The sequence below is a fragment of the uncultured Parvibaculum sp. genome (assembly GCF_963975745.1).
Lineage (GTDB): Bacteria > Pseudomonadota > Alphaproteobacteria > Parvibaculales > Parvibaculaceae > Parvibaculum.
In genome coordinates this window covers 1-19789 of the sequence record NZ_CAXBIB010000028.1, presented here as the reverse complement: position 1 = coordinate 19789, position 19789 = coordinate 1, and the positions used below count along the sequence as shown (strand labels likewise).

The following is a 19789-nucleotide window of genomic DNA, read 5'->3' as shown; positions in this document are numbered from 1 at the left end:
CCGTGAAGGCGGACGTACCGTCGGCGCCGGCGTCGTCTCGAAAGTGTTGAAGTAAACAGGGTTGATGGGGCGCGGCCCGGCTGCGCCTCTTACTTTTCAAGTCGCGAAAGCGCAGGGCCGAGAGGCACAGGGACCGAAAATGCAAAGGCAGAAGATTCGCATCCGGTTGAAAGGGTTCGATCATCGTGTGCTCGACGTTTCGACGCGCGAAATCGTCAACACGGCGAAACGTACCGGCGCTCAGGTGCTCGGTCCGATCCCGCTCCCGACCCGGCTTGAGAAATTTACGGTGCTTCGCGGCCCGCATATCGACAAGAAAAGCCGCGAGCAGTTTGAAATCCGGACACACAAGCGTGTGCTCGACATCGTAGACCCCACCCCCCAGACGGTCGATGCGTTGATGAAGCTCGATCTTGCTGCCGGTGTGGACGTCGAGATCAAGCTCTAAAGCGTGCTTGCTCTCGAAACAGAACGAGGAATGGGACCCATGCGTTCCGGTGTGATTGTCAAAAAGGTCGGTATGACCCGTCTCTTCATGGAAGACGGCCGTCATGTCCCGGTCACGGTGTTGAAGCTCGACAACTGTCAGGTTGTCAGCCAGCGCACGGATGATAAGAACGGCTACACGGCTGTTCAGCTTGGTGCGGGTCGCGCCAAGGCCAAGAATGTGCCGAATGCGCAGCGCGGTCAGTTCGCGCGCGCCGAGGTGGAGCCGAAACTGGAGCTCGTCGAGTTCCGGGTGACGCCGGACAACCTGCTCGATATCGGTGTTGAAATCACCGCCGATCATTTCGTCGCGGGTCAGCTCGTGGATGTCAGCGGCACTTCGATCGGCAAGGGCTTTGCCGGTGTCATGAAGCGCCACAATTTCGGCGGCCTGCGCGCCACGCACGGCGTGTCCGTCAGCCATCGAAGCCACGGCTCGACCGGTCAGAACCAGGATCCGGGCAAGGTCTTCAAGGGCAAGAAGATGGCCGGCCATATGGGCGCATCGCGCGTCACCACACAGAACCTCGAGGTTGTCCGCACGGATGCCGAAAAGGGTCTGATCATGGTGAAGGGCGCTGTGCCGGGCTCGAAGGGCGGCTGGGTTCTGCTGCGCGATGCGGTGAAGAGCAAGTTGCCGGAAGGTGTGCCGATGCCTGGCGCTTTCCGTCGCCATGGCGAGACGGCTGCTGCGCCTGCGGCGGTCGAGGAAGCTCCGGCGACTGCTGAGGCGGCGGATGCCGGCGCCGAGAAGGAAGGTGCGTGATGAAGGCCGATGTGAAAACCCTGGCAGCCAAGAGCGCCGGCACGGTGGAGTTGACCGACGAGGTCTTCGCGCTCGAGCCTCGCGCCGACATCCTGCACCGCATGGTGACCTATCAGCTGGCCAAGCGTCAGGCCGGCACGCACAAGACCAAGGGCCGTTCCGAAATCGCGCTGACGGGCAAGAAATTCGTCAAGCAGAAGGGTTCGGGCGGCGCCCGCCACGGCGATCGCAAGGCGCCGCAGTTCCGCGGTGGCGGCAAGGCTTTCGGACCAGTCGTGCGCAGCCATACGATCGACATGCCGAAAAAGGTTCGTGCCCTGGCGCTGAGGCTGGCGCTGTCGGCCAAGGCCAAGAGCGACAACCTCATCATTCTCGATGAGGCGAAGCTCAAGGATCCGAAGACCAAGGCGGTCAAGGATGCGTTTGCCAAGCTCGGCCTCAAGTCGGCGCTGATCGTCGATGGTGCGGAGCTTGACGACAACTTCGCGCTCGCGGCGCGCAACGTTCCGAATGTGGACGTGCTGCCGGTCCAGGGCATCAATGTCTACGACATCCTTCGCCGTGAGACGCTGGTGCTGACCAAAGCGGCGGTCGAGAGCCTGGAGGCACGCTTCAAATGAATGCGCATCTTTACGACATCATCCTGTCGCCGGTGATTACCGAGAAAGCGACGATGGCTTCGGAGGCCAATCAGGTCATCTTCAAGGTGGCCCCCAAGGCGACGAAGCCGCAAGTCAAGGAAGCGGTCGAGAAGCTTTTCGACGTGAAGGTGAAGGCGGTCAATACGCTGATCCGGAAGGGCAAGACCAAGCGGTTCCGCGGTATCGCGGGGCGGCAGAGCGATTTCAAGAAAGCGATCGTGACCCTCGAAGATGGTCATTCGATCGATGTGACGACCGGGCTTTGAAACCATGGCATTGAAAAAATACAAACCGACCAGCCCCGCGCAGCGCGGTCTTGTGCTTGTCGACCGCTCGGCCCTCTACAAGGGCAAGCCGGTCAAGGCGCTGACCGAAGGCCTGACGAAGTCGGGTGGCCGCAACAATCACGGCCGCATCACGGTGCGGTTCCGGGGCGGCGGGCACAAGCGCAGCTACCGCATGGTCGACTTCAAGCGTTCGAAGTTCGATGTGCCGGCAACTGTCGAGCGGCTCGAATACGATCCCAATCGCACGGCTTTCATCGCGCTGATCAAATATGCCGATGGCGACCTCGCCTATATCCTGGCGCCGCAGCGGCTGGCCGTTGGCGACACGGTCGTGTCGGGCAGCCGGGTTGACGTGAAGCCGGGCAATGCGATGCCGCTGGCCAACATCCCGGTGGGCACTATCGTCCACAATGTGGAAATGAAGCCGGGCAAGGGCGGACAGATCGCGCGGTCGGCCGGCACCTATGTCCAGCTCGTCGGTCGCGACCAGGGTTATGCGCTTCTCCGCCTTTCGTCGGGTGAGCAGCGCATGGTGCCGGGCACCTGCATGGCGTCGATCGGCGCGGTGTCGAACCCGGATCATTCGAACATCACGATTGCCAAGGCGGGCCGTAACCGCTGGCTCGGCAAGCGTCCGCATGTGCGCGGCGTCGTGATGAACCCGGTCGACCATCCGCATGGCGGTGGCGAAGGCCGCACCTCGGGCGGCCGCCATCCGGTCACGCCGTGGGGCAAGCCGACCAAGGGCAAGAAGACGCGTGCCAACAAGTCGACGGACAAGTTCATCGTCCGCAGCCGCCACCAGAAGAAGAAGTAAGGTCAAGGGAGCTCGATATGGCGCGTTCAGTCAAAAAAGGTCCCTTCGTGGATGGCTACCTTCTGAAGAAGGCCGAAGCCACGCGCGGGTCGGGCCGCAAGGAAGTGATCAAGATGTGGAGCCGCCGTTCCACGGTCCTGCCGCAGTTCGTCGGCCTGACCTTCGGCGTGCACAACGGCAAGAAGCACATTCCGGTGCTTGTGACCGAGGACATGGTGGGCCACAAGTTCGGCGAATTCTCGCCGACGCGGACCTACTACGGACATACGTCCGACAAGAAAACGAAGAAGGGCTAAGTCATGGGCAAAGCTGCTACCAAGCGTCGCCTGCCCGATAACGAGGCGCAGGCCGTCGGCCGGATGCTCCGGGTGAGCCCGCAAAAGCTCAACCTCGTGGCGCAGCTCATTCGCGGCAAGAAGGTCGACACGGCGATTGCCGATCTCACCTTCTCGCGCAAGCGGATCGCGGACGATGTGAAGAAGGTTCTGCAGAGCGCGATTGCGAATGCGGAAAACAACCATGACCTCGATGTCGACGATCTCGTCGTCGCCGAGGCCTATGTGGGCAAGAACCTGGTGATGAAGCGCTGGCATGCGCGGGCGCGTGGACGCGTCGGCCGCATCGAAAAGCCTTTCAGCCAGATCACGATCGTCGTTCGGCAAGTCGAGGAGCAAGCCTGATGGGTCACAAGGTCAATCCGATCGGACTGCGCCTGGGCATCAACCGGACCTGGGATTCGCGCTGGTTCGCCGGCCGTCACGAGTACGGCAAGCTGCTGCATGAGGACATCAAGATCCGCGAGATGCTTGAAGGTCAGCTGAAGCAGGCCGGCGTTTCCAAGATCGTGATCGAGCGTCCGCACAAGAAGTGCCGCGTGGCGATCCATACTGCCCGTCCCGGCGTCGTTATCGGCAAGAAGGGCGCCGATATCGAGAAGCTGCGCAAGGACATCGGCAAGATCACGGCGTCCGAAGTGCATCTCAACATCGTTGAAGTGCGCAAGCCGGAAATCGACGCGACGCTGGTCGCCGAGAATATCGCCCAGCAGCTCGAGCGCCGCGTGGCGTTCCGGCGGGCGATGAAGCGGGCCGTGCAGTCGGCCATGCGTCTTGGCGCCGGCGGCATCCGCATCAATTGCGCGGGTCGCCTTGGTGGCGCCGAAATTGCGCGGACGGAATGGTATCGCGAGGGCCGCGTGCCGCTGCATACGCTGCGTGCGGATATCGATTACGGCGTCGCAACGGCAAAGACGGCCTACGGCACCTGTGGCGTCAAGGTCTGGATCTACAAAGGCGAGATCCTGGAGCACGACCCGATGGCCTCCGAGCGCCGTGCGCTTGAAGGTGGCGGCGAGGGCGGTGGCCGTCAGCGTCGCGAAGAGCGGGCCTGAGCCCCGAAGAACTGAGCGAAGAGAGTTTCGACCATGTTGCAACCGAAGCGCACGAAGTTCCGCAAGGCCCACAAGGGCCGCATCCATGGCAAGGCCAAGGGCGGAATGAATCTCGACTTTGGGGCTTTCGGCCTCAAGGCGCAGGAGCCGGCCCGTATCACGGCACGGCAGATCGAGGCGGCGCGCCGCGCGATCACGCGTCACATGAAGCGCGCGGGGCGCGTGTGGATCCGGATTTTCCCGGATGTGCCGGTTTCGTCGAAGCCGACCGAAGTCCGCATGGGCAAGGGCAAGGGTGCGCCGGAATACTGGGCGGCGCGCGTGAAGCCGGGCCGGATCATGTTCGAGATCGACGGTGTGCCGCTGGCGGTCGCCGAAGAGGCGATGCGCCTTGGCGCTGCCAAGCTGCCGATCAAGACGCGTTTCGTTGCGCGTCCTGGCGAACACGCCTGAGACCAACGACCCCGCTGACGAGCGGATCGAATGAAAGGGTAAGGCCATGAAGGCCAGCGAAGTGAAAGATATGACGCCGGACCAGCTCGACGACGAGCTGCTCAAGCTGAAGAAGACGCAGTTCAATCTGCGGTTCCAGGGTGCGAGCGGTCAGCTGGAGAAGGTTCACCAGATGCGCCAGGTGCGCCGCGATATCGCGCGCGTCAAGACGATCCAGCGCCAGCGCGAAGCCGCGCAGGCGAACAAGGGCTGAGGATACTGAAATGCCGAAGAGAATCCTTCAGGGTGTCGTTGTCAGCGACAAGAACGAAAAGACGGTCGTGGTGAATGTCGAGCGCCGCTTCAAGGACCCGCTCCTCAAGAAGATCGTGCGCAGCTCGAAGAAGTACCATGCGCATGACGAGAACAAATCGGCGAAGGTCGGCGATCTGGTGAAGATCCGCGAGTGCCGCCCGATTTCGAAACTGAAGAAATGGGAAGTTTTTACGGACGAGGCCTGATCCTTTTCGGAGTCAGGAACCGGTTCGAGCAAGGCGGATGAAGTCATGATCCAGCAAGAGACAAACCTGGAAGTTGCCGATAACTCGGGTGCGCGTCGCGTGATGTGCATCAAGGTGCTCGGCGGCTCCAAGCGGAAGTACGCTTCCGTTGGCGACACCATCGTCGTCAGCATCAAGGAAGCCATTCCGCGCGGCAAGGTGAAGAAGGGCGACGTCATGAAGGCGGTCGTCGTGCGCACGGCGAAGGATATTCGCCGCGCCGACGGCAGTGTCATCCGTTTCGACCGCAATGCGGCGGTGCTGATCAACGCCCAGGGCGAGCCGATCGGAACCCGCATCTTCGGGCCGGTAACCCGCGAACTGCGCGCCAAGAATCACATGAAGATCGTTTCGCTCGCGCCGGAGGTGCTCTGATGGCTGCGAAGATTAAAAAGGGCGACAAGGTCGTCGTTCTGACAGGCAAGGACAAGGGCAAGAAGGGCGATGTGATCGCCGTCTTCCCGAAGGAAGAGCGGGCGCTCGTGCAGGGCGTCAACATGGTCAAGCGTCACGAGAAGCCGTCGCAGACGACGACGGGCGGGATCGTGACACGCGAGGCGAAAGTGCATCTGTCCAATCTGGCGATCCAGGATCCGAAGACGGGCAATGCGACGCGAGTGGGTTTCAAGACGCTGGATGACGGCCGCAAGGTCCGCTTCGCCAAGGCGTCGGGAGAGACGATCGATGGCTGAAGCTCAATACATTCCTCGGCTCAAGACGCAGTATCTGGACAGCATCCGTCCGGCGCTGACCGAGCAGTTCAACTACAAGAACATGCTGCAGGTGCCGCGGCTCGACAAGATCGTGCTCAACATGGGCGTGGGCGAGGCCGTCGGCGACTCGAAGAAGATCAAGAGCGCCTTCGAGGACCTGCAGGCGATTGCCGGCCAGAAGCCGGTGATCACCAAGGCGAAGACCTCGATCGCGACCTTCAAGTTGCGCGAGGAGATGCCGATCGGTGTCAAGGTGACGCTGCGCAAGGATCGGATGTACGAATTTCTCGACCGGCTCGTCACGATCGCGCTGCCGCGCGTGCGCGACTTCCGGGGTCTGAACGCGAAGAGCTTCGATGGCCGCGGCAACTTTGCCATGGGTCTGAAAGAGCACATCGTGTTCCCCGAGATCGATTACGACAAGGTCGATCAGGTCTGGGGCATGGACATTATCGTGTGTACGACGGCGAAGACGGACGACGAGGCGCGTGAGTTGCTTCGGAAGTTCAACTTCCCCTTCACAAAGTAAGTTTTCAAGCGGTTCGCGAGTGGCGAATCCGACGGAGGTTTGAATGGCTAAGAAGAGCGCCATAAATCGGGATCTGAAGCGGCGCAAGCTGACGGCGAAGTTCGCCGCGAAGCGGGCAAAGCTGAAGGCTGCCACGAAGGACGAGACGCTTTCGATGGAAGACCGGTTCCAGGCGCAGCTCAAGCTTGCCGAATTGCCGCGCAATTCGTCCAAGACCCGTATTCACAACCGCTGCGAGATCACGGGCCGCAGCAAGGCCTATTACCGCAAGCTGCGCATGTCGCGTATCGCCCTCCGGGACCTCGCGTCCAAAGGGCAGATCCCCGGCATGGTGAAGTCGAGCTGGTAGGAGAGACGCGAATGACGATGACCGATCCTCTTGGCGATATGCTTACACGCATCCGCAATGCTCAGCTTCGTGGCAAGAGCAAGGTGGTAACGCCGGCTTCCAAGCTTCGGGGCTGGGTGCTGGACGTGCTCGCCGACGAAGGCTTTATCCGTGGCTATGCGCGCGTCGACTACCCGGGCGGCAAGAGCGATTTCGAGATCGAGCTGAAATACAATGAAGGCGCGCCGGTCATTCAGATGATCGAACGCGTGTCGACGCCGGGCCGGCGTGTCTATTCGTCGGTGAAGACGATGCCGACGGTCCACAACGGCCTCGGCATTTCGATCCTCTCGACGCCGAAGGGCATCATGTCCGACAATGCGGCGCGGGAACAGAATGTTGGTGGCGAGGTGCTCTGCCGCGTTTTCTAAAGACGCGTGCGGCAATCGACAAATGCAGACGACAGGAAACAGAGACCATGTCGCGAATTGGTAAGTACCCCGTCGGTATCCCCAAAGGGGTGACGGTGACGCTGAACGGCCAGGAAGTTGCCGTGAAGGGTCCGAAGGGTGAGCTGAAGCTCACGCTGGTGGATGACGTTACGATCGAGCAGGGCGAGGCGGGATTGACCGTTCGTCCGCGCGAGGACACGCAGCGCGCCCGTGCGATGTGGGGCCTTTCGCGCACGCTGGTCGAGAATCTGGTCGTCGGCGTGACCGACGGGTTCACGAAGACGCTCGAAATCAACGGCGTGGGCTACCGCGCGGCGATTCAGGGCAAGAACCTGCAGCTCAATCTCGGCTTCAGCCACGATGTGCTCTATCCGATTCCGGCCGATATCGACATCAAGTGTGCGAAGCCGACCGAGATCACGATCAGCGGCATGGACAAGCAGAAGGTCGGCCAGGTGGCGGCGGAAATTCGCAGCTATCGCGGACCGGAACCCTACAAGGGCAAGGGCGTGAAATACGCCGGCGAATACATCTTCCGCAAGGAAGGCAAGAAGAAGTGAGCGGATGCGCGCCATGAGCAAAATGAAAAACACGTCCCAACGCCGTGCGATGCGCAATCGCAGCAAGCTCGCAAGGGTCGCAACAGAGCGTCCGCGGCTTTCGGTGTTCCGTTCGTCGAAGCACATCTATGCGCAGGTCATCGACGACCGGCGCGGTGTCACGCTGGCTGCAGCGTCCACGCTCGACGAAAAATTCGGCAAGAAGGCCGGCGCCAATGTTACGGCGGCGGAGGAAGTCGGCAAACTCGTCGCCGCGCGTGCGAAAGAAGCGGGTATCACCGATGTCGTCTTCGATCGTGGCGGCTACATCTATCATGGGCGCGTCAAGGCGCTCGCTGAGGGCGCCCGCGAAGGCGGCCTCAACTTCTAAGGGATTCAAGCTGTGGCACGTAAAGAAAACAGGGACCGGGATCGGGACGAGCGCGACGGCGAGTTCGTCGACAAGCTGGTTCACATCAATCGCGTCGCAAAGGTCGTCAAGGGCGGCCGGCGCTTCGGCTTCGCCGCGCTCGTCGTGGTCGGCGATCAGAAGGGCCGGGTCGGCTTCGGTCATGGCAAGGCACGCGAGGTTCCTGAAGCGATCCGCAAGGCAACCGAGGCTGCGAAGCGCGCCATGATCCGCGTGCCGTTGCGCGAGGGCCGGACGCTGCATCACGATGTTGATGGACGTCACGGCGCCGGTCGCGTCGTTCTGCGTGCGGCACCTCCCGGTACCGGCATCATCGCGGGCGGTCCGATGCGCGCCGTTTTCGAGACGCTCGGCGTCCAGGACGTGGTGGCGAAGTCGCTCGGTTCGACCAATCCGTACAACATGGTGCGTGCGACATTCGATGCGCTGAAGCATGAAGAGAGCCCGCGCATGGTTGCGGCCCGCCGCGGCAAGAAGGTCAGCGAGATCGTCGGCCGCCGGACGGATGCTGCCACTGAGGCGAGCGCCGAGTAAGGCACGAGAAGAGGAAGCGAGCGATGTCAGCGAAAAAGACCGGCGGCAAGACAGTGACCGTGCAGCAGATCGGAAGTCCGCTTCGGCGCGAGCCTTCGCAGCGGCAAACGCTGATCGGGCTCGGCCTCAACAAGATGCGCCGTACGCGGACGCTGCAGGATACCGCCGCCGTGCGCGGCATGATCAACAAGGTGGCCCATCTCGTCCGCGTCGTGGACGAGGCATAAGGCTCGCGAGGCATTTCGATGAAACTGAATGAAATCACCGACAACGAAGGCGCGCGCAAGTCGCGTATCCGCGTCGGCCGTGGTATCGGCTCCGGCAAGGGCAAGACCGGCGGTCGCGGCGTGAAGGGGCAGAAGTCCCGTACCGGCGTCGCAATCAAGGGCTATGAGGGCGGCCAGATGCCGATCCACATGCGCCTGCCGAAGCGTGGCTTCAAGAACCTCTTCCGGCTGGATTACAATGCGGTCAATCTCGGCCGCGTGCAGGTCGCCATCGATGCCGGCAAGCTCGACCAGAGCGCAACGGTCGATGCGGCAGCGCTCGTCGCGGCGGGCGTCATTCGACGCGCCAAGGATGGCGTTCGTCTGCTCGCCAAGGGCGAGCTGAAGGCCAAGCTCAATTTCGAAGTGGCCGGTGCTTCCGCGAGCGCGGTGGCGGCGGTCGAGAAGGCCGGTGGTTCGGTCAAGGTGACGGCGCCGGCTCGGGTTGCCGCCGAATAGGACGATCCAGGGAGCGGGCACTCTCTTTCATATGCGCGCACATGGTTCCGGTGTGCACAGGGTGAGATGAATGGCATCAGCGGCTGAACAGCTCGCGGCAAATCTTAACTTTGCCGCCTTCGCGAAAGCGACCGAGCTGAAAAAGCGCATCTGGTTCACGCTGGGTGTGCTGATTGTCTATCGTCTTGGCACCTATGTGCCGTTGCCGGGCATTGATCCGGTGGCGCTGGCGCAGGTTTTCGAACAGCAGCAGTCGGGCCTTCTCGGCGTTTTCGACATGTTTGCCGGCGGCGCCGTCGGCCGCATGGCGATCTTCGCGCTGGCGATCATGCCCTACATCTCGTCGTCGATCATCATGCAGCTGATGACGACGGTTTCGCCGCATCTGGCTCAGCTCAAGAAGGAAGGCGAGCAGGGCCGAAAGCAGATCAATCAGTACACACGCTACGGCACCGTCATCCTCGCCGCGCTCCAGGGCTACGGTATCGCAGTGGGCCTCGAAGGCGCAGGCGGGGTCGTTATCGATCCCGGCATCTTCTTCCGCATGACCACGGTCATCACGCTGGTCGGCGGCACGATCTTCCTGATGTGGCTTGGCGAACAGATCACGGCGCGTGGCGTCGGCAACGGCATTTCACTGATCATCTTTTCAGGCATCGTGGCGGAGCTGCCGCGGGCGCTTGCCGGTACGCTGGAGCTTGGCCGTCAGGGCGCACTCTCGACCTTCATCATCCTCTTCCTGGCGGTGATGGTCGTCGTCGTCATCATGATCATCGTCTTTGTCGAGCGGGCGCAGCGCCGGTTGCTGGTGCAGTATCCCAAGCGGCAGGTCGGCAACAAGCTTTATGGCGGCGACAGTTCGCATCTTCCGCTGAAGCTCAACACGGCCGGCGTCATTCCGCCGATCTTTGCCTCGTCGTTGCTGCTGTTGCCGATGACGATCGCCAATTTCAGTTCCGGCCAGGGCCCGGACTGGCTCAACACGATCACGGCCATGCTCGGGCACGGCCAGCCGCTCTATATGGCTCTCTACGCCGCCGGCATCATCTTCTTCGCCTTCTTCTACACAGCGATCGTGTTCAACCCGGCGGACACGGCCGACAATCTCAAGAAATATGGCGGCTTCATTCCGGGCATTCGGCCCGGTCAGCGGACGGCCGAGCACATTGATTTCGTTTTGACGCGATTGACAGCGGTTGGCGCCATTTATCTGACGATCGTCTGTCTGTTGCCGGAAATACTGATCTCCCAGTACAGCGTGCCGTTCTATTTCGGCGGCACTTCGCTTCTGATCGTGGTCAGCGTGACGATGGATACGGTGTCGCAGATCCAGAGCCATCTGCTGGCGCACCAGTATGAGGGATTGATCAAGAAGTCGAAGCTGCGCGGGGGCAAGCGATGAGACTGATACTGCTTGGACCGCCTGGTGCCGGCAAGGGGACGCAGGCCAAGCGTCTGGAAGACAAGTACGGCTTTATCCAGCTCTCGACCGGCGACATGCTGCGCGCGGCGGTTGCGGCAGGTTCCGATGTGGGCAAGCAGGCCGAGGCGATCATGGCGCGGGGCGAGCTGGTCCCGAACGATGTGGTCGTCGGCATCATCGCCGAACGCATCGCCCAGCCGGATGCAGCCAGGGGTTACATTCTCGACGGTTTCCCGCGCAACGTGGCCCAGGCCGAAGCGCTCGATACGATGCTGGCGAGCAAGGGCTCGAAGCTCGACGCAGTTGTCGAACTCGAGGTCGATGACGGCATCCTGCTGCAGCGGATCGAAACCCGCGCGGCCGAAACGGCCGGGGGGCCTCGGGCCGACGACAATGCCGAGGCGCTTGCGAAGCGCCTCAAGGTCTATCACGAGCAGACGGCGCCGCTGACGGCCTATTACAAGGCCAAGGGGACGCTCCGGACCGTGGACGGCATGAAGGATATGGATGAGGTCACCCGCCAGATCGAGGCGGTCCTCGGGCTTTGAAACAGGAAAGGGAAGCTGGCTTAAGCGGTTGACTGGGAAGAAGTAAATTCTATAATCCCGGCCTTCGCGACGGCACTTTCAAGGAAAATGACGGCCGGGCCGAAAAATGGCGGAATTCCGCGGTTTTCGGACGATCCCAGCCGGATTTGACGCAAGTGCCGTCTTGAGCGATTCCCGAAGTTTAGGAGAAGAACGTGGCTCGTATCGCTGGTGTCAACATCCCGACCAACAAGCGGGTGGTCATTGCACTGACCTATATTCACGGCATTGGCGACACCAAGGCAGTGGAGATTTGCGGCAAGGTCGGCATTCCGGCCGAGCGCCGCGTCAACGAGCTGACCGACGCCGAGGTCATCCAGATCCGCGAAGCGATCGACAGCGACTATATCGTCGAGGGCGATCTGCGGCGCGAAGTTGCGATGAATATCAAGCGGCTGATGGATCTCGGCTGCTATCGCGGCCTCCGTCACCGCAAGGGGCTGCCGGTGCGCGGCCAGCGGACCCACACCAATGCCCGCACCCGCAAGGGTCCGGCCAAGGCAATTGCCGGCAAGAAGAAGTAAGGCCCACAGGACATACGAGCCGGGGCGCGTTTCTTGCGGCTCCCGCGTGACACGAAGGTTTAGGACGGATGGCGAAGGAAAAGACGCGCGTCAAGCGCAAGGAACGGAAGAACATCTCATCGGGCGTGGCCCATGTGAATTCGACGTTCAACAACACCATGATCACCATTGCGGATGCGCAGGGCAATGCGATCGCCTGGTCGTCCGCCGGTATGATGGGGTTCAAGGGCAGCCGCAAGTCGACGCCCTTCGCCGCGCAGATGGCTGCGGAAGATGCGGGCAAGAAGGCCATGGAACACGGCATGCGCACCCTCGAAGTCGAGGTTTGCGGTCCGGGTTCGGGCCGCGAGTCGGCGCTTCGTGCGCTGCAGTCGGTCGGCTTCACCGTCACGACGATCCGCGACGTCACGCCGATCCCGCACAATGGCTGCCGCCCGCCCAAGCGGCGTCGCGTCTAGACCGGTATCTGACCGGCGGTCCTCAAGGGCCTTGCCGGTCACGTCTGCTCGCACGATTGAATGGTGGGGTGGACGTTAAAGAGATCAGGTGGCGGATGTCTCCCGCCCGGTGTGCCCGATGGGCCTGCCGCAAACGACACGAGGTTATCAACGTGATCCAGAAAAACTGGGAAGAGCTTATCAAGCCGACCAAGCTCGAAATCAATCCGGGCCATGACACGCAGCGCTTTGCGACCGTCGTCGCCGAACCGCTTGAGCGCGGCTTCGGCCTGACGCTCGGCAACTCGCTTCGTCGTGTTCTGATGTCGTCGCTCCAGGGTGCGGCTGTTACGGCTGTCCAGATCGATGGTGTGCTGCATGAATTCTCCTCGATCGCCGGCGTGCGCGAGGATGTCACCGACATCGTTCTCAATATCAAGCAGCTTGCGCTGCGCCTTCATGCCGAAGGCCCGAAGCGCATGTCGCTGTCGAAGAAGGGTCCGGGCGTCGTCACCGCCGGCGACATTTCGGTCGGCGCCGACATCGAGGTGCTCAATCCGGATCTGGTGCTTTGCACGCTCGACGAGGGTGCCGACATCCGCATGGAATTCACCGTTGCGCTTGGCAAGGGTTATGTCGCGTCGGATCGCAACCGTCCCGAAGACGCGCCGATCGGTCTCATTCCGGTCGACAGTCTCTACAGCCCGGTGCGCCGCGTCTCCTACAAGGTCGAGAATACGCGCGAAGGCCAGGTCCTCGATTACGACAAGCTGACCATGCAGATCGAGACCAATGGCGCGATCACGCCGGAAGATGCCGTGGCCTATGCCGCACGCATCCTGCAGGACCAGCTTCAGACGTTCGTCAACTTCGACGAGCCGGAACAGAAGCATGTCGAGGAGAGCCGCCCCGAACTCGAATTCAATGCGGCGCTTCTGAAGAAGGTTGACGAACTGGAGCTTTCGGTTCGTTCGGCCAACTGCCTGAAGAACGACAATATCGTCTATATCGGCGACCTGATCCAGAAGACGGAAGGCGAGATGCTTCGCACGCCGAACTTCGGCCGCAAGTCGCTGAACGAGATCAAGGAAGTGCTGGCGCAGATGGGCCTCCATCTCGGTATGGAAGTGCCGAACTGGCCGCCGGAGAATATCGAAGAGCTGGCCAAGCGCTACGAAGACCAGTACTGAGTTTCAAGAAACGCCGCGTCCTGGTGACGCCGCAGGTAACGAGGAGAAGGGCACATGCGTCACGGAAATTCCGGCCGCAAGCTCAACAGGACGGCAAGTCATCGCAAGGCCATGCTGGCGAACATGGCGGTCGCGCTCATCAAGCATGAGCAGATCGTCACGACGCTGCCCAAGGCCAAGGAGCTTCGTCCCTATGTCGAGAAGCTGGTGACGTTGGGCAAGCGGGGCGATCTTCATGCGCGCCGCCAGGCCTATGCGGCGCTCCCGGACAAGGTCTGGGCGGCGAAGCTGTTTGATGTGCTGGGCCCGCGCTATCAGGAACGTGCCGGCGGCTATATCCGCGTCCTCAAGGCCGGCTTCCGGCATGGCGACAGCGCGCCGATGGCGGTGATCGAGTTTGTCGATCGCGACGAGAGCGCCAAGGGTCAGGATTCCGGTCCGGTACAGGTCGAGACCGAGGAAGAAGTCGCCTGAGCGGTCATCCGTTCAGCTGAATCTGAAGGGCAGTGCCGGCTTCCGGCGCTGCCCTTTTCGTTTGTTGTGCCGTTTCCGGTCATTTCGGTCTTGTCAGCGCCGTCGCCAACCCACAGAATTTCGCCGGCGGCGGTGTGTCCGGGCGTGGGGGTCGATTGCCCGTCCTTGTACGAGGGCGCGGGTCATGGTGGTTGAAATGTTGTCCGAGTCTTCCTGGGCGGGGGCGTTTTCGATGGCGCTGGCCGCCATCGTCCTGACGGCGGCCCTGGCATTTCTGTCCTTCGGCGCCGCTGCGCAGGAGCGGCAATTGCCGAACAGCCGGGCCGAGCTGCAACTGTCCTACGCGCCGGTGGTCAAGCGGGTCGCGCCGGCGGTGGTCAATGTCTATACCAAGCGCGTCGTGCAGGAACGTGCGGGCTCGCCGCTCTTCAACGATCCCTTCTTCCAGCAATTCTTCGGCAACCGTTTCAGCTTCGGCGTGCCGCGCGAACGGGTGCAGCAATCGCTCGGTTCCGGCGTGATCGTCGATCCGTCGGGTCTGATCGTCACCAATCATCACGTGATCAAGGGCGGGCAACAGTTCACGGTGGCGCTGGCCGACCGGCGCGAGTTCGATGCGCAGCTGGTGCTGGCCGACGAGCGCACGGATCTGGCCGTGCTGAAGATCGATGTCGGCAGGCAGAAGCTGCCGCATCTCTCCTTCAAGGATTCCGACACGATCGAGGTTGGCGACCTGGTTCTCGCCATCGGCAATCCCTTCGGCGTGGGCCAGACGGTGACCAGCGGCATCGTCTCGGCGCTGGCGCGCACCCATATCGGCGTGTCCGACTATCAGTTCTTCATCCAGACCGATGCGGCCATCAATCCCGGCAATTCGGGCGGCGCGCTGGTGACGATGGATGGCGGGCTTGTCGGCATCAACAGCGCCATCTATTCGCAGAGCGGCGGCAGCATCGGCATCGGCTTTGCCATTCCCTCCAACATGGTCGAGAGCGTCGTCGCCTCGGCGCGCGATGGCGGCCATGTCAAGCGGCCCTGGTTCGGCGCGCAGCTGCAGGCGGTCGACAACGACCTGGCCCAGTCGCTCGGTCTCGACCGGCCGGGCGGCGGCATTGTGCGCGAGATCCATCCCGGCGGTCCGGCCGACAGGGCCGGTCTCAGGGTCGGCGATGTCATCCGCACGATCGACGGTTTCGATGTCGAGGATCCGCAGGCCGTGCGCTACCGGATGGCGACCAAGGGCGTCGGCGGCCAGGCGCGGATCGGCTATCTGCGCGACGGCGCGGCGCGCGAGGCGCGCGTCGCGCTGATCGCACCGCCGGAGGAGCCGGCGGCGGAGGAGACCGAAATCACCGGGCGCAATCCCTTTGCCGGGGCGACGGTTGCCAATCTGTCGCCGGCCATCGCCGACCGGCTGGGGCTCGACACGATGGCGGCGCGCGGCGTCGTCGTCACCCATGTCGGCATCGGCACGCCGGCCGGCCGGATGCAGATGCAGCGGGGCGATATCATCGTCGAAGTGGCCGGCACCAGGATCGCCACCGTGCGCGATCTGGTCCGCGTCACCTCGGCCACACGTCCGCAATGGGAGTTCTCGATCAAGCGCGGCGAGCGCACCTTCCAGGCGACGGTCGGTGGGTGAAAGGCGGCTTGCGGGACGCAAGCGAAAAGGTCCGGTGGACCTTTTCGAGCCTTGAACGCCCGGAGCGAAAGCGGAGGGCCGGGGGGCGGAAAATGGTCCGCTATGATCCTTCCGTCTCGCCCATCTGCGACTGCAGATAGTTTTCGAGGCCGACCGACTTCACCAGTTCGAGCTGCGTTTCGAGGAAGTCGATATGTTCTTCCTCGTCTGCCAGGATGTCCTCGAAGAGTTCGCGGCTGACATAGTCGCGCGCCTGCTCGCAATGGGCGATCGCCTCCTTGTAGAAGGCGTGGCCGGCATATTCGAGCTTCAGGTCGCATTCCATGCATTCGACGACGTTCTCGCCGATCAGCAGCTTGTCGAGATCCTGCAGGTTGGGCAGGCCCTCAAGAAACAGGATGCGCTCGATCAGCTTGTCGGCATGTTTCATCTCGTCGATCGATTCGTGATATTCGACCTCGCCGAGCTTGGTGAAGCCCCAGTTCCGGAACATGCGCGCATGCAGGAAATACTGGTTGATGGCGGTCAGTTCGAGCTTCAGCGCCTTGTTGAGATATTCGATGACCTTGCTGTCGCCGCGCATGTGCCGCTCCTTGTGACGTTCGATGCGGCATGGTCGTCCGGTGCGCGCGCGGCGTCAAACGCAATTCGAAAAATTCGAACGGCGCCAACCAGCTGCAAATGATCCTGAGAGTATGTCGCGAGAACGGGGCGATCAGTCGGCGGCGGCCATCAGCGCGGCCAGCGTTTCGTCGGCGCGGGCCTCGGCGATCAGTTCGGCCAGCGAGGGCAGGCAGCGGCCGCATTGCGGCTTGGTGCCCATGGCGCGGTGCAGCGCGGCCGGCGTATCGACATGCGGGGCGCCGGCCAGCGTCGCGCGGACGGTCTGACAGTTCTTGGCATTGCACACGCAAACGATCATCTGGGTCGTTTCCTGCCGGCTTGTCGCCTGTTGGCCCGGGGGGAGCCCCGGGAGCCATTCAAGGTCTCAGATCTGCGAATGGTTTGCAATAGCGTTGTGAATGCGAATCCCTTGCAAAATTGTCGCAGGGCGGGCCGGCCCGGCCGGGGCCGGTGAGGGCGGCCCGGAAACGTGCTAAAGAGCGGCCATGAGCAATCTTTTCGAGGCAGCCGGGATGGATGAGGGGGCACCGCGCCCGCTGGCCGACCGGCTGCGCCCGAAGGCGCTCGAGGAGGTGGTGGGCCAGGAACACCTGCTGGGTCCGACGGGGCCCCTGGGCCGGATGATCGCATCCGGGCATCTCTCCTCGGTCATCTTCTGGGGCCCGCCCGGCACCGGCAAGACCACCATCGCCCGGCTGCTGGCGGACCGCGTCGGGCTTCATTTCGAACCGATGTCGGCGATCTTTTCGGGCGTCGCCGATCTCAAGAAGGTCTTCGAGGCGGCGCGCGCCCGGCGCTCGACCGGTCGGGGCACGCTGCTCTTCGTCGACGAGATCCACCGCTTCAACCGCGCCCAGCAGGACGGCTTCCTGCCGGTGATGGAAGACGGCACCGTCACGCTGGTCGGCGCCACCACCGAGAACCCCTCTTTCGAACTCAATGCGGCGCTGCTGTCGCGGGCGCAGGTACTGGTGCTCAACCGGCTCGACGATGCGGCGCTCGAGGAACTGCTCATCCGTGCCGAGGCCTTTTACGAGCGCAAGCTGCCGCTGACCGACGATGCCCGCGCCAGCCTGCGTGCGATGGCCGATGGCGACGGGCGCTATGCGCTCAATCTGGCCGAGGAGGTCTTCGCCCAGGCGCCCGCGGCGCCGCTCGACACGGCCGCACTGATCGCCGCCGTGCAGCGCCGCGCGCCGCTCTACGACAAGGGGCGGGAAGGGCATTACAACCTCATCAGCGCGCTGCACAAGTCGATCCGGGGTTCCGATTGCGATGCGGCGCTCTACTGGCTGGCGCGCATGCTGGTGGGCGGCGAGGCGCCGCTCTATATCGCCCGCCGGCTGGTGCGCGCCGCGATCGAGGATATCGGTCTGGCCGATCCCGAAGCCGTGCATCAGGCGCTGGCCGCCAAAGACGTGGTCGATTTTCTCGGCGTGCCGGAAGGCGAACTGGCGCTGGCCCAGGCGGTGATCTATCTGGCCACGGCGCCCAAATCGAATGCCGCCTATGCCGCCTTCGGCGCGGCGCGGCGCGCGGCGCGCGACACCGGCTCGGTGGCGCCGCCGGCGCATATTCTCAACGCGCCGACCAGGCTGATGAAAGAGCTTGGCTATGGCGCCGGTTACGCATACGACCACGACGCGCCGGACGCCTTTTCGGGGCAGGACTATTTTCCGGCGGAAGTCGGGCGGCAGAATTTCTATCGCCCCGAGGAACGCGGCTTCGAGCGCGAAATCGGCAAGCGTCTGGCCTGGTGGCAGAAGCTGAGAGAGGAACGGCAGGCATGAACAGTCTTCTTGCGGTTGCCGCCGGCGGCGCGGTCGGCGCCTCGGCGCGCTATCTCTTCAATCTTCAGGCGCTGCGGCTGCTTGGACCCAACTTTCCCTGGGGCACCTTCGGCGTCAACATCATCGGTTCGCTGCTGATGGGATTGCTCGCCGGCGCCTTCGCGCTGAAATACGATCTCTCGCCCGAAATGCGCAGCTTCCTCGCCACCGGCGTTCTCGGCGGCTTCACGACCTTCTCGGCCTTTTCGCTCGACGCCGCCAACATGATCGAGCGCGGCGACATGGGTCTGGCGGGGCTCTACATGGCCGGCTCGGTCGCCGGCGCGGTCGGCGCGCTCTTTGCCGGCTTGTGGCTTGCGCGCGCGTTGTTTTCGGCATGAGCGAGGTCGCACAGATCGCGGTGGCCGGCGACGAGGACGGCATCCGGCTCGATCGCTGGTTCAAGCGGCACTATCCGGCGCTGACCCATGGCCGGCTCGAAAAGCTCCTGCGCACCGGCCAGGTGCGGATCGATGGCGCGCGGGCCAAAGCCAATGCGCGGCTGGCCGCCGGCCAGACCGTGCGCGTGCCGCCGCTTGGCGCGGAGATCGAACGGCCGGCGCCGAAGCCCGAACGGGCCTTGAGCGACAAGGACGCCCGCTTCGTCCGCGATCTCGTCATCCACAAGGACAAGTCGGTGCTGGTGCTCAACAAGCCGGCCGGGCTGGCGGTGCAGGGCGGCACGAAGACCGAGCGCCATCTCGACGGCATGCTCGATGCGCTGCAATTCGAGGCGGCCGAACGCCCGCGTCTCGTCCATCGTCTCGACCGCGACACGTCGGGCGTCATCGTGCTGGCGCGCACGGCGCGCGCGGCGGCCGCGCTCGCCCGGGCCTTCCAGCAGAAGGATGCGCGCAAGATCTACTGGGCGCTGGTTGTCGGCACGCCGGCGCCGCTGCAGGGCACGATCGATCTGGCGCTGGCCAAGCAGGGCGGGCCGCGCGCCGAGCGCGTTTCGCCGGCCGAGGCGGGCGACGAGGACGCGCAGAACGCCGTCACGCATTATTCGGTCGTCACCAGCGTCTCGACCAAATTCGCCTGGGTCGCCTTCATGCCGCTCACAGGCCGCACGCACCAGATCCGCGCCCATGCGCGTGCCATCGGCACGCCGATCGTCGGCGACGGCAAATATGGCGGCATCACCGCCCATCCCGGCGGCGAGATCCCGCGCCAGCTGCATCTTCATGCGCGCTCCATCGACATTGCCCATCCCGATGGCGGGCGGCTCTTCATCGAAGCCGAATTGCCGCCGCACATGAAGACGAGCTGGAAACTGCTCGGCCTCGAAGAGCGCGACGCGAAGGGTGCCTTCGACGGGTTGGAGGGGTGATGATGGGCCTTTTTCCTCATCCCAAATCGTCATGGCCCGGCTTGTCCCACTGCTGTCCGGCTAAGGAATGGGTGGACGGGTTGCATGGCTTGGATTCAAC

At 63.1% G+C, this 19789-nt stretch carries 33 protein-coding genes; 31 read left to right on the top strand and 2 right to left on the bottom strand.

The window, feature by feature from the left end; translation table 11 throughout:
- Positions 1 to 139 precede the first annotated feature (139 nt).
- From rpsJ to AAC071_RS16095, 28 genes are all read left to right on the top strand, one after another.
- Entirely contained in the window at positions 140 to 448 is a 309-nt protein-coding gene (rpsJ, locus tag AAC071_RS16230) for a 30S ribosomal protein S10 (protein ID WP_012111657.1), read from the top strand.
- Between the two features lie 39 nt (positions 449 to 487).
- Positions 488 to 1252, top strand: a complete 765-nt coding sequence (rplC, locus tag AAC071_RS16225) for a 50S ribosomal protein L3 (protein WP_339834608.1) — start codon at positions 488 to 490, stop codon at positions 1250 to 1252.
- The gene (gene rplD, locus AAC071_RS16220) at positions 1252 to 1872 is read left to right on the top strand and encodes a 50S ribosomal protein L4 (RefSeq protein ID WP_339834605.1); all 621 of its coding nucleotides are present in this window, start codon (positions 1252 to 1254) and stop codon (positions 1870 to 1872) included. Before rplC ends, rplD begins: the two co-directional genes overlap by 1 nt.
- On the top strand, positions 1869 to 2159 hold the full coding sequence (locus AAC071_RS16215) for a 50S ribosomal protein L23 (protein ID WP_304735159.1): 291 nt from the start codon (positions 1869 to 1871) through the stop codon (positions 2157 to 2159). The genes rplD and AAC071_RS16215 overlap by 4 nt, the downstream gene beginning before the upstream one ends.
- Before the next feature lie 4 nt (positions 2160 to 2163).
- Positions 2164 to 2997: a 50S ribosomal protein L2 gene (rplB, locus tag AAC071_RS16210; protein ID WP_339834599.1), complete on the top strand. Its 834-nt coding sequence runs from the start codon at positions 2164 to 2166 to the stop codon at positions 2995 to 2997.
- Positions 2998 to 3014: 17 nt separating this feature from the next.
- Positions 3015 to 3293: a 30S ribosomal protein S19 gene (gene rpsS, locus AAC071_RS16205; RefSeq protein WP_339834597.1), complete on the top strand. Its 279-nt coding sequence runs from the start codon at positions 3015 to 3017 to the stop codon at positions 3291 to 3293.
- A gap of 3 nt (positions 3294 to 3296) precedes the next feature.
- The gene (gene rplV / locus AAC071_RS16200) at positions 3297 to 3677 is read left to right on the top strand and encodes a 50S ribosomal protein L22 (protein ID WP_339834596.1); all 381 of its coding nucleotides are present in this window, start codon (positions 3297 to 3299) and stop codon (positions 3675 to 3677) included.
- Complete coding sequence (gene rpsC, locus AAC071_RS16195) at positions 3677 to 4387, top strand: 30S ribosomal protein S3 (protein ID WP_339834594.1); 711 nt, start codon at positions 3677 to 3679, stop codon at positions 4385 to 4387. Before rplV ends, rpsC begins: the two co-directional genes overlap by 1 nt.
- 33 nt (positions 4388 to 4420) lie before the next feature.
- Complete coding sequence (gene rplP / locus AAC071_RS16190; protein ID WP_293506779.1) at positions 4421 to 4840, top strand: 50S ribosomal protein L16; 420 nt, start codon at positions 4421 to 4423, stop codon at positions 4838 to 4840.
- 46 nt (positions 4841 to 4886) lie between these two features.
- A complete protein-coding gene (gene rpmC, locus AAC071_RS16185) occupies positions 4887 to 5093 on the top strand; it encodes a 50S ribosomal protein L29 (RefSeq protein WP_339834589.1) in 207 nt (68 codons plus the stop codon).
- 10 nt (positions 5094 to 5103) lie between these two features.
- Positions 5104 to 5340, top strand: coding sequence for a 30S ribosomal protein S17 (rpsQ, locus tag AAC071_RS16180; RefSeq protein WP_304735169.1), 237 nt, complete (start codon positions 5104 to 5106; stop codon positions 5338 to 5340).
- A 45-nt stretch (positions 5341 to 5385) separates the two neighbouring features.
- Positions 5386 to 5754: a 50S ribosomal protein L14 gene (gene rplN / locus AAC071_RS16175; protein ID WP_293506776.1), complete on the top strand. Its 369-nt coding sequence runs from the start codon at positions 5386 to 5388 to the stop codon at positions 5752 to 5754.
- A complete protein-coding gene (rplX, locus tag AAC071_RS16170) occupies positions 5754 to 6071 on the top strand; it encodes a 50S ribosomal protein L24 (RefSeq protein WP_339834586.1) in 318 nt (105 codons plus the stop codon). Before rplN ends, rplX begins: the two co-directional genes overlap by 1 nt.
- On the top strand, positions 6064 to 6621 hold the full coding sequence (rplE, locus tag AAC071_RS16165) for a 50S ribosomal protein L5 (protein ID WP_339834584.1): 558 nt from the start codon (positions 6064 to 6066) through the stop codon (positions 6619 to 6621). The genes rplX and rplE overlap by 8 nt, the downstream gene beginning before the upstream one ends.
- Before the next feature lie 43 nt (positions 6622 to 6664).
- Complete coding sequence (gene rpsN, locus AAC071_RS16160) at positions 6665 to 6970, top strand: 30S ribosomal protein S14 (protein ID WP_339834581.1); 306 nt, start codon at positions 6665 to 6667, stop codon at positions 6968 to 6970.
- A gap of 11 nt (positions 6971 to 6981) precedes the next feature.
- Positions 6982 to 7380, top strand: a complete 399-nt coding sequence (gene rpsH, locus AAC071_RS16155) for a 30S ribosomal protein S8 (protein WP_339834579.1) — start codon at positions 6982 to 6984, stop codon at positions 7378 to 7380.
- 47 nt (positions 7381 to 7427) lie between these two features.
- Entirely contained in the window at positions 7428 to 7961 is a 534-nt protein-coding gene (gene rplF, locus AAC071_RS16150) for a 50S ribosomal protein L6 (RefSeq protein ID WP_339834578.1), read from the top strand.
- 13 nt (positions 7962 to 7974) lie between these two features.
- On the top strand, positions 7975 to 8331 hold the full coding sequence (gene rplR / locus AAC071_RS16145; protein ID WP_339834576.1) for a 50S ribosomal protein L18: 357 nt from the start codon (positions 7975 to 7977) through the stop codon (positions 8329 to 8331).
- A 12-nt stretch (positions 8332 to 8343) separates the two neighbouring features.
- Entirely contained in the window at positions 8344 to 8904 is a 561-nt protein-coding gene (gene rpsE, locus AAC071_RS16140) for a 30S ribosomal protein S5 (protein WP_339834574.1), read from the top strand.
- Positions 8905 to 8927: 23 nt separating this feature from the next.
- A complete protein-coding gene (gene rpmD, locus AAC071_RS16135; RefSeq protein WP_339834572.1) occupies positions 8928 to 9131 on the top strand; it encodes a 50S ribosomal protein L30 in 204 nt (67 codons plus the stop codon).
- Between the two features lie 18 nt (positions 9132 to 9149).
- Entirely contained in the window at positions 9150 to 9629 is a 480-nt protein-coding gene (rplO, locus tag AAC071_RS16130) for a 50S ribosomal protein L15 (RefSeq protein ID WP_339834570.1), read from the top strand.
- A gap of 70 nt (positions 9630 to 9699) precedes the next feature.
- Complete coding sequence (gene secY, locus AAC071_RS16125; RefSeq protein ID WP_339834567.1) at positions 9700 to 11031, top strand: preprotein translocase subunit SecY; 1332 nt, start codon at positions 9700 to 9702, stop codon at positions 11029 to 11031.
- Positions 11028 to 11600 carry an adenylate kinase gene (locus AAC071_RS16120; protein WP_339834564.1) on the top strand — a complete coding sequence of 191 codons (573 nt, stop codon included), beginning with the start codon at positions 11028 to 11030 and terminating at the stop codon, positions 11598 to 11600. Before secY ends, AAC071_RS16120 begins: the two co-directional genes overlap by 4 nt.
- Positions 11601 to 11794: 194 nt before the next feature.
- Complete coding sequence (rpsM, locus tag AAC071_RS16115; RefSeq protein WP_293506765.1) at positions 11795 to 12163, top strand: 30S ribosomal protein S13; 369 nt, start codon at positions 11795 to 11797, stop codon at positions 12161 to 12163.
- Between the two features lie 68 nt (positions 12164 to 12231).
- A complete protein-coding gene (rpsK, locus tag AAC071_RS16110) occupies positions 12232 to 12621 on the top strand; it encodes a 30S ribosomal protein S11 (protein ID WP_304735186.1) in 390 nt (129 codons plus the stop codon).
- A gap of 95 nt (positions 12622 to 12716) precedes the next feature.
- Entirely contained in the window at positions 12717 to 13790 is a 1074-nt protein-coding gene (locus AAC071_RS16105) for a DNA-directed RNA polymerase subunit alpha (RefSeq protein ID WP_339834556.1), read from the top strand.
- A gap of 54 nt (positions 13791 to 13844) precedes the next feature.
- Positions 13845 to 14264, top strand: a complete 420-nt coding sequence (gene rplQ, locus AAC071_RS16100) for a 50S ribosomal protein L17 (RefSeq protein ID WP_339834553.1) — start codon at positions 13845 to 13847, stop codon at positions 14262 to 14264.
- A 184-nt stretch (positions 14265 to 14448) separates the two neighbouring features.
- Entirely contained in the window at positions 14449 to 15906 is a 1458-nt protein-coding gene (locus AAC071_RS16095) for a DegQ family serine endoprotease (protein ID WP_339834550.1), read from the top strand.
- A gap of 100 nt (positions 15907 to 16006) precedes the next feature.
- Here AAC071_RS16095 and bfr read toward each other — a convergent pair whose 3' ends face one another.
- Together bfr and AAC071_RS16085 are read right to left on the bottom strand one after the other, a co-directional pair.
- Entirely contained in the window at positions 16007 to 16489 is a 483-nt protein-coding gene (bfr, locus tag AAC071_RS16090; RefSeq protein WP_339834547.1) for a bacterioferritin, read from the bottom strand.
- A gap of 132 nt (positions 16490 to 16621) precedes the next feature.
- Positions 16622 to 16828, bottom strand: coding sequence for a (2Fe-2S)-binding protein (locus AAC071_RS16085; RefSeq protein ID WP_339834544.1), 207 nt, complete (start codon positions 16826 to 16828; stop codon positions 16622 to 16624).
- 187 nt (positions 16829 to 17015) lie between these two features.
- Between AAC071_RS16085 and AAC071_RS16080 the strand changes: the two genes are divergently transcribed.
- The 3 genes from AAC071_RS16080 to AAC071_RS16070 are packed head-to-tail and all read left to right on the top strand — an operon-like array spanning position 17016 to position 19689.
- The gene (locus AAC071_RS16080) at positions 17016 to 18320 is read left to right on the top strand and encodes a replication-associated recombination protein A (protein ID WP_339834542.1); all 1305 of its coding nucleotides are present in this window, start codon (positions 17016 to 17018) and stop codon (positions 18318 to 18320) included.
- The gene (gene crcB, locus AAC071_RS16075) at positions 18317 to 18700 is read left to right on the top strand and encodes a fluoride efflux transporter CrcB (RefSeq protein ID WP_339834539.1); all 384 of its coding nucleotides are present in this window, start codon (positions 18317 to 18319) and stop codon (positions 18698 to 18700) included. Before AAC071_RS16080 ends, crcB begins: the two co-directional genes overlap by 4 nt.
- Positions 18697 to 19689 carry an RluA family pseudouridine synthase gene (locus AAC071_RS16070; RefSeq protein WP_339834537.1) on the top strand — a complete coding sequence of 331 codons (993 nt, stop codon included), beginning with the start codon at positions 18697 to 18699 and terminating at the stop codon, positions 19687 to 19689. The genes crcB and AAC071_RS16070 overlap by 4 nt, the downstream gene beginning before the upstream one ends.
- Positions 19690 to 19789 lie beyond the last annotated feature (100 nt).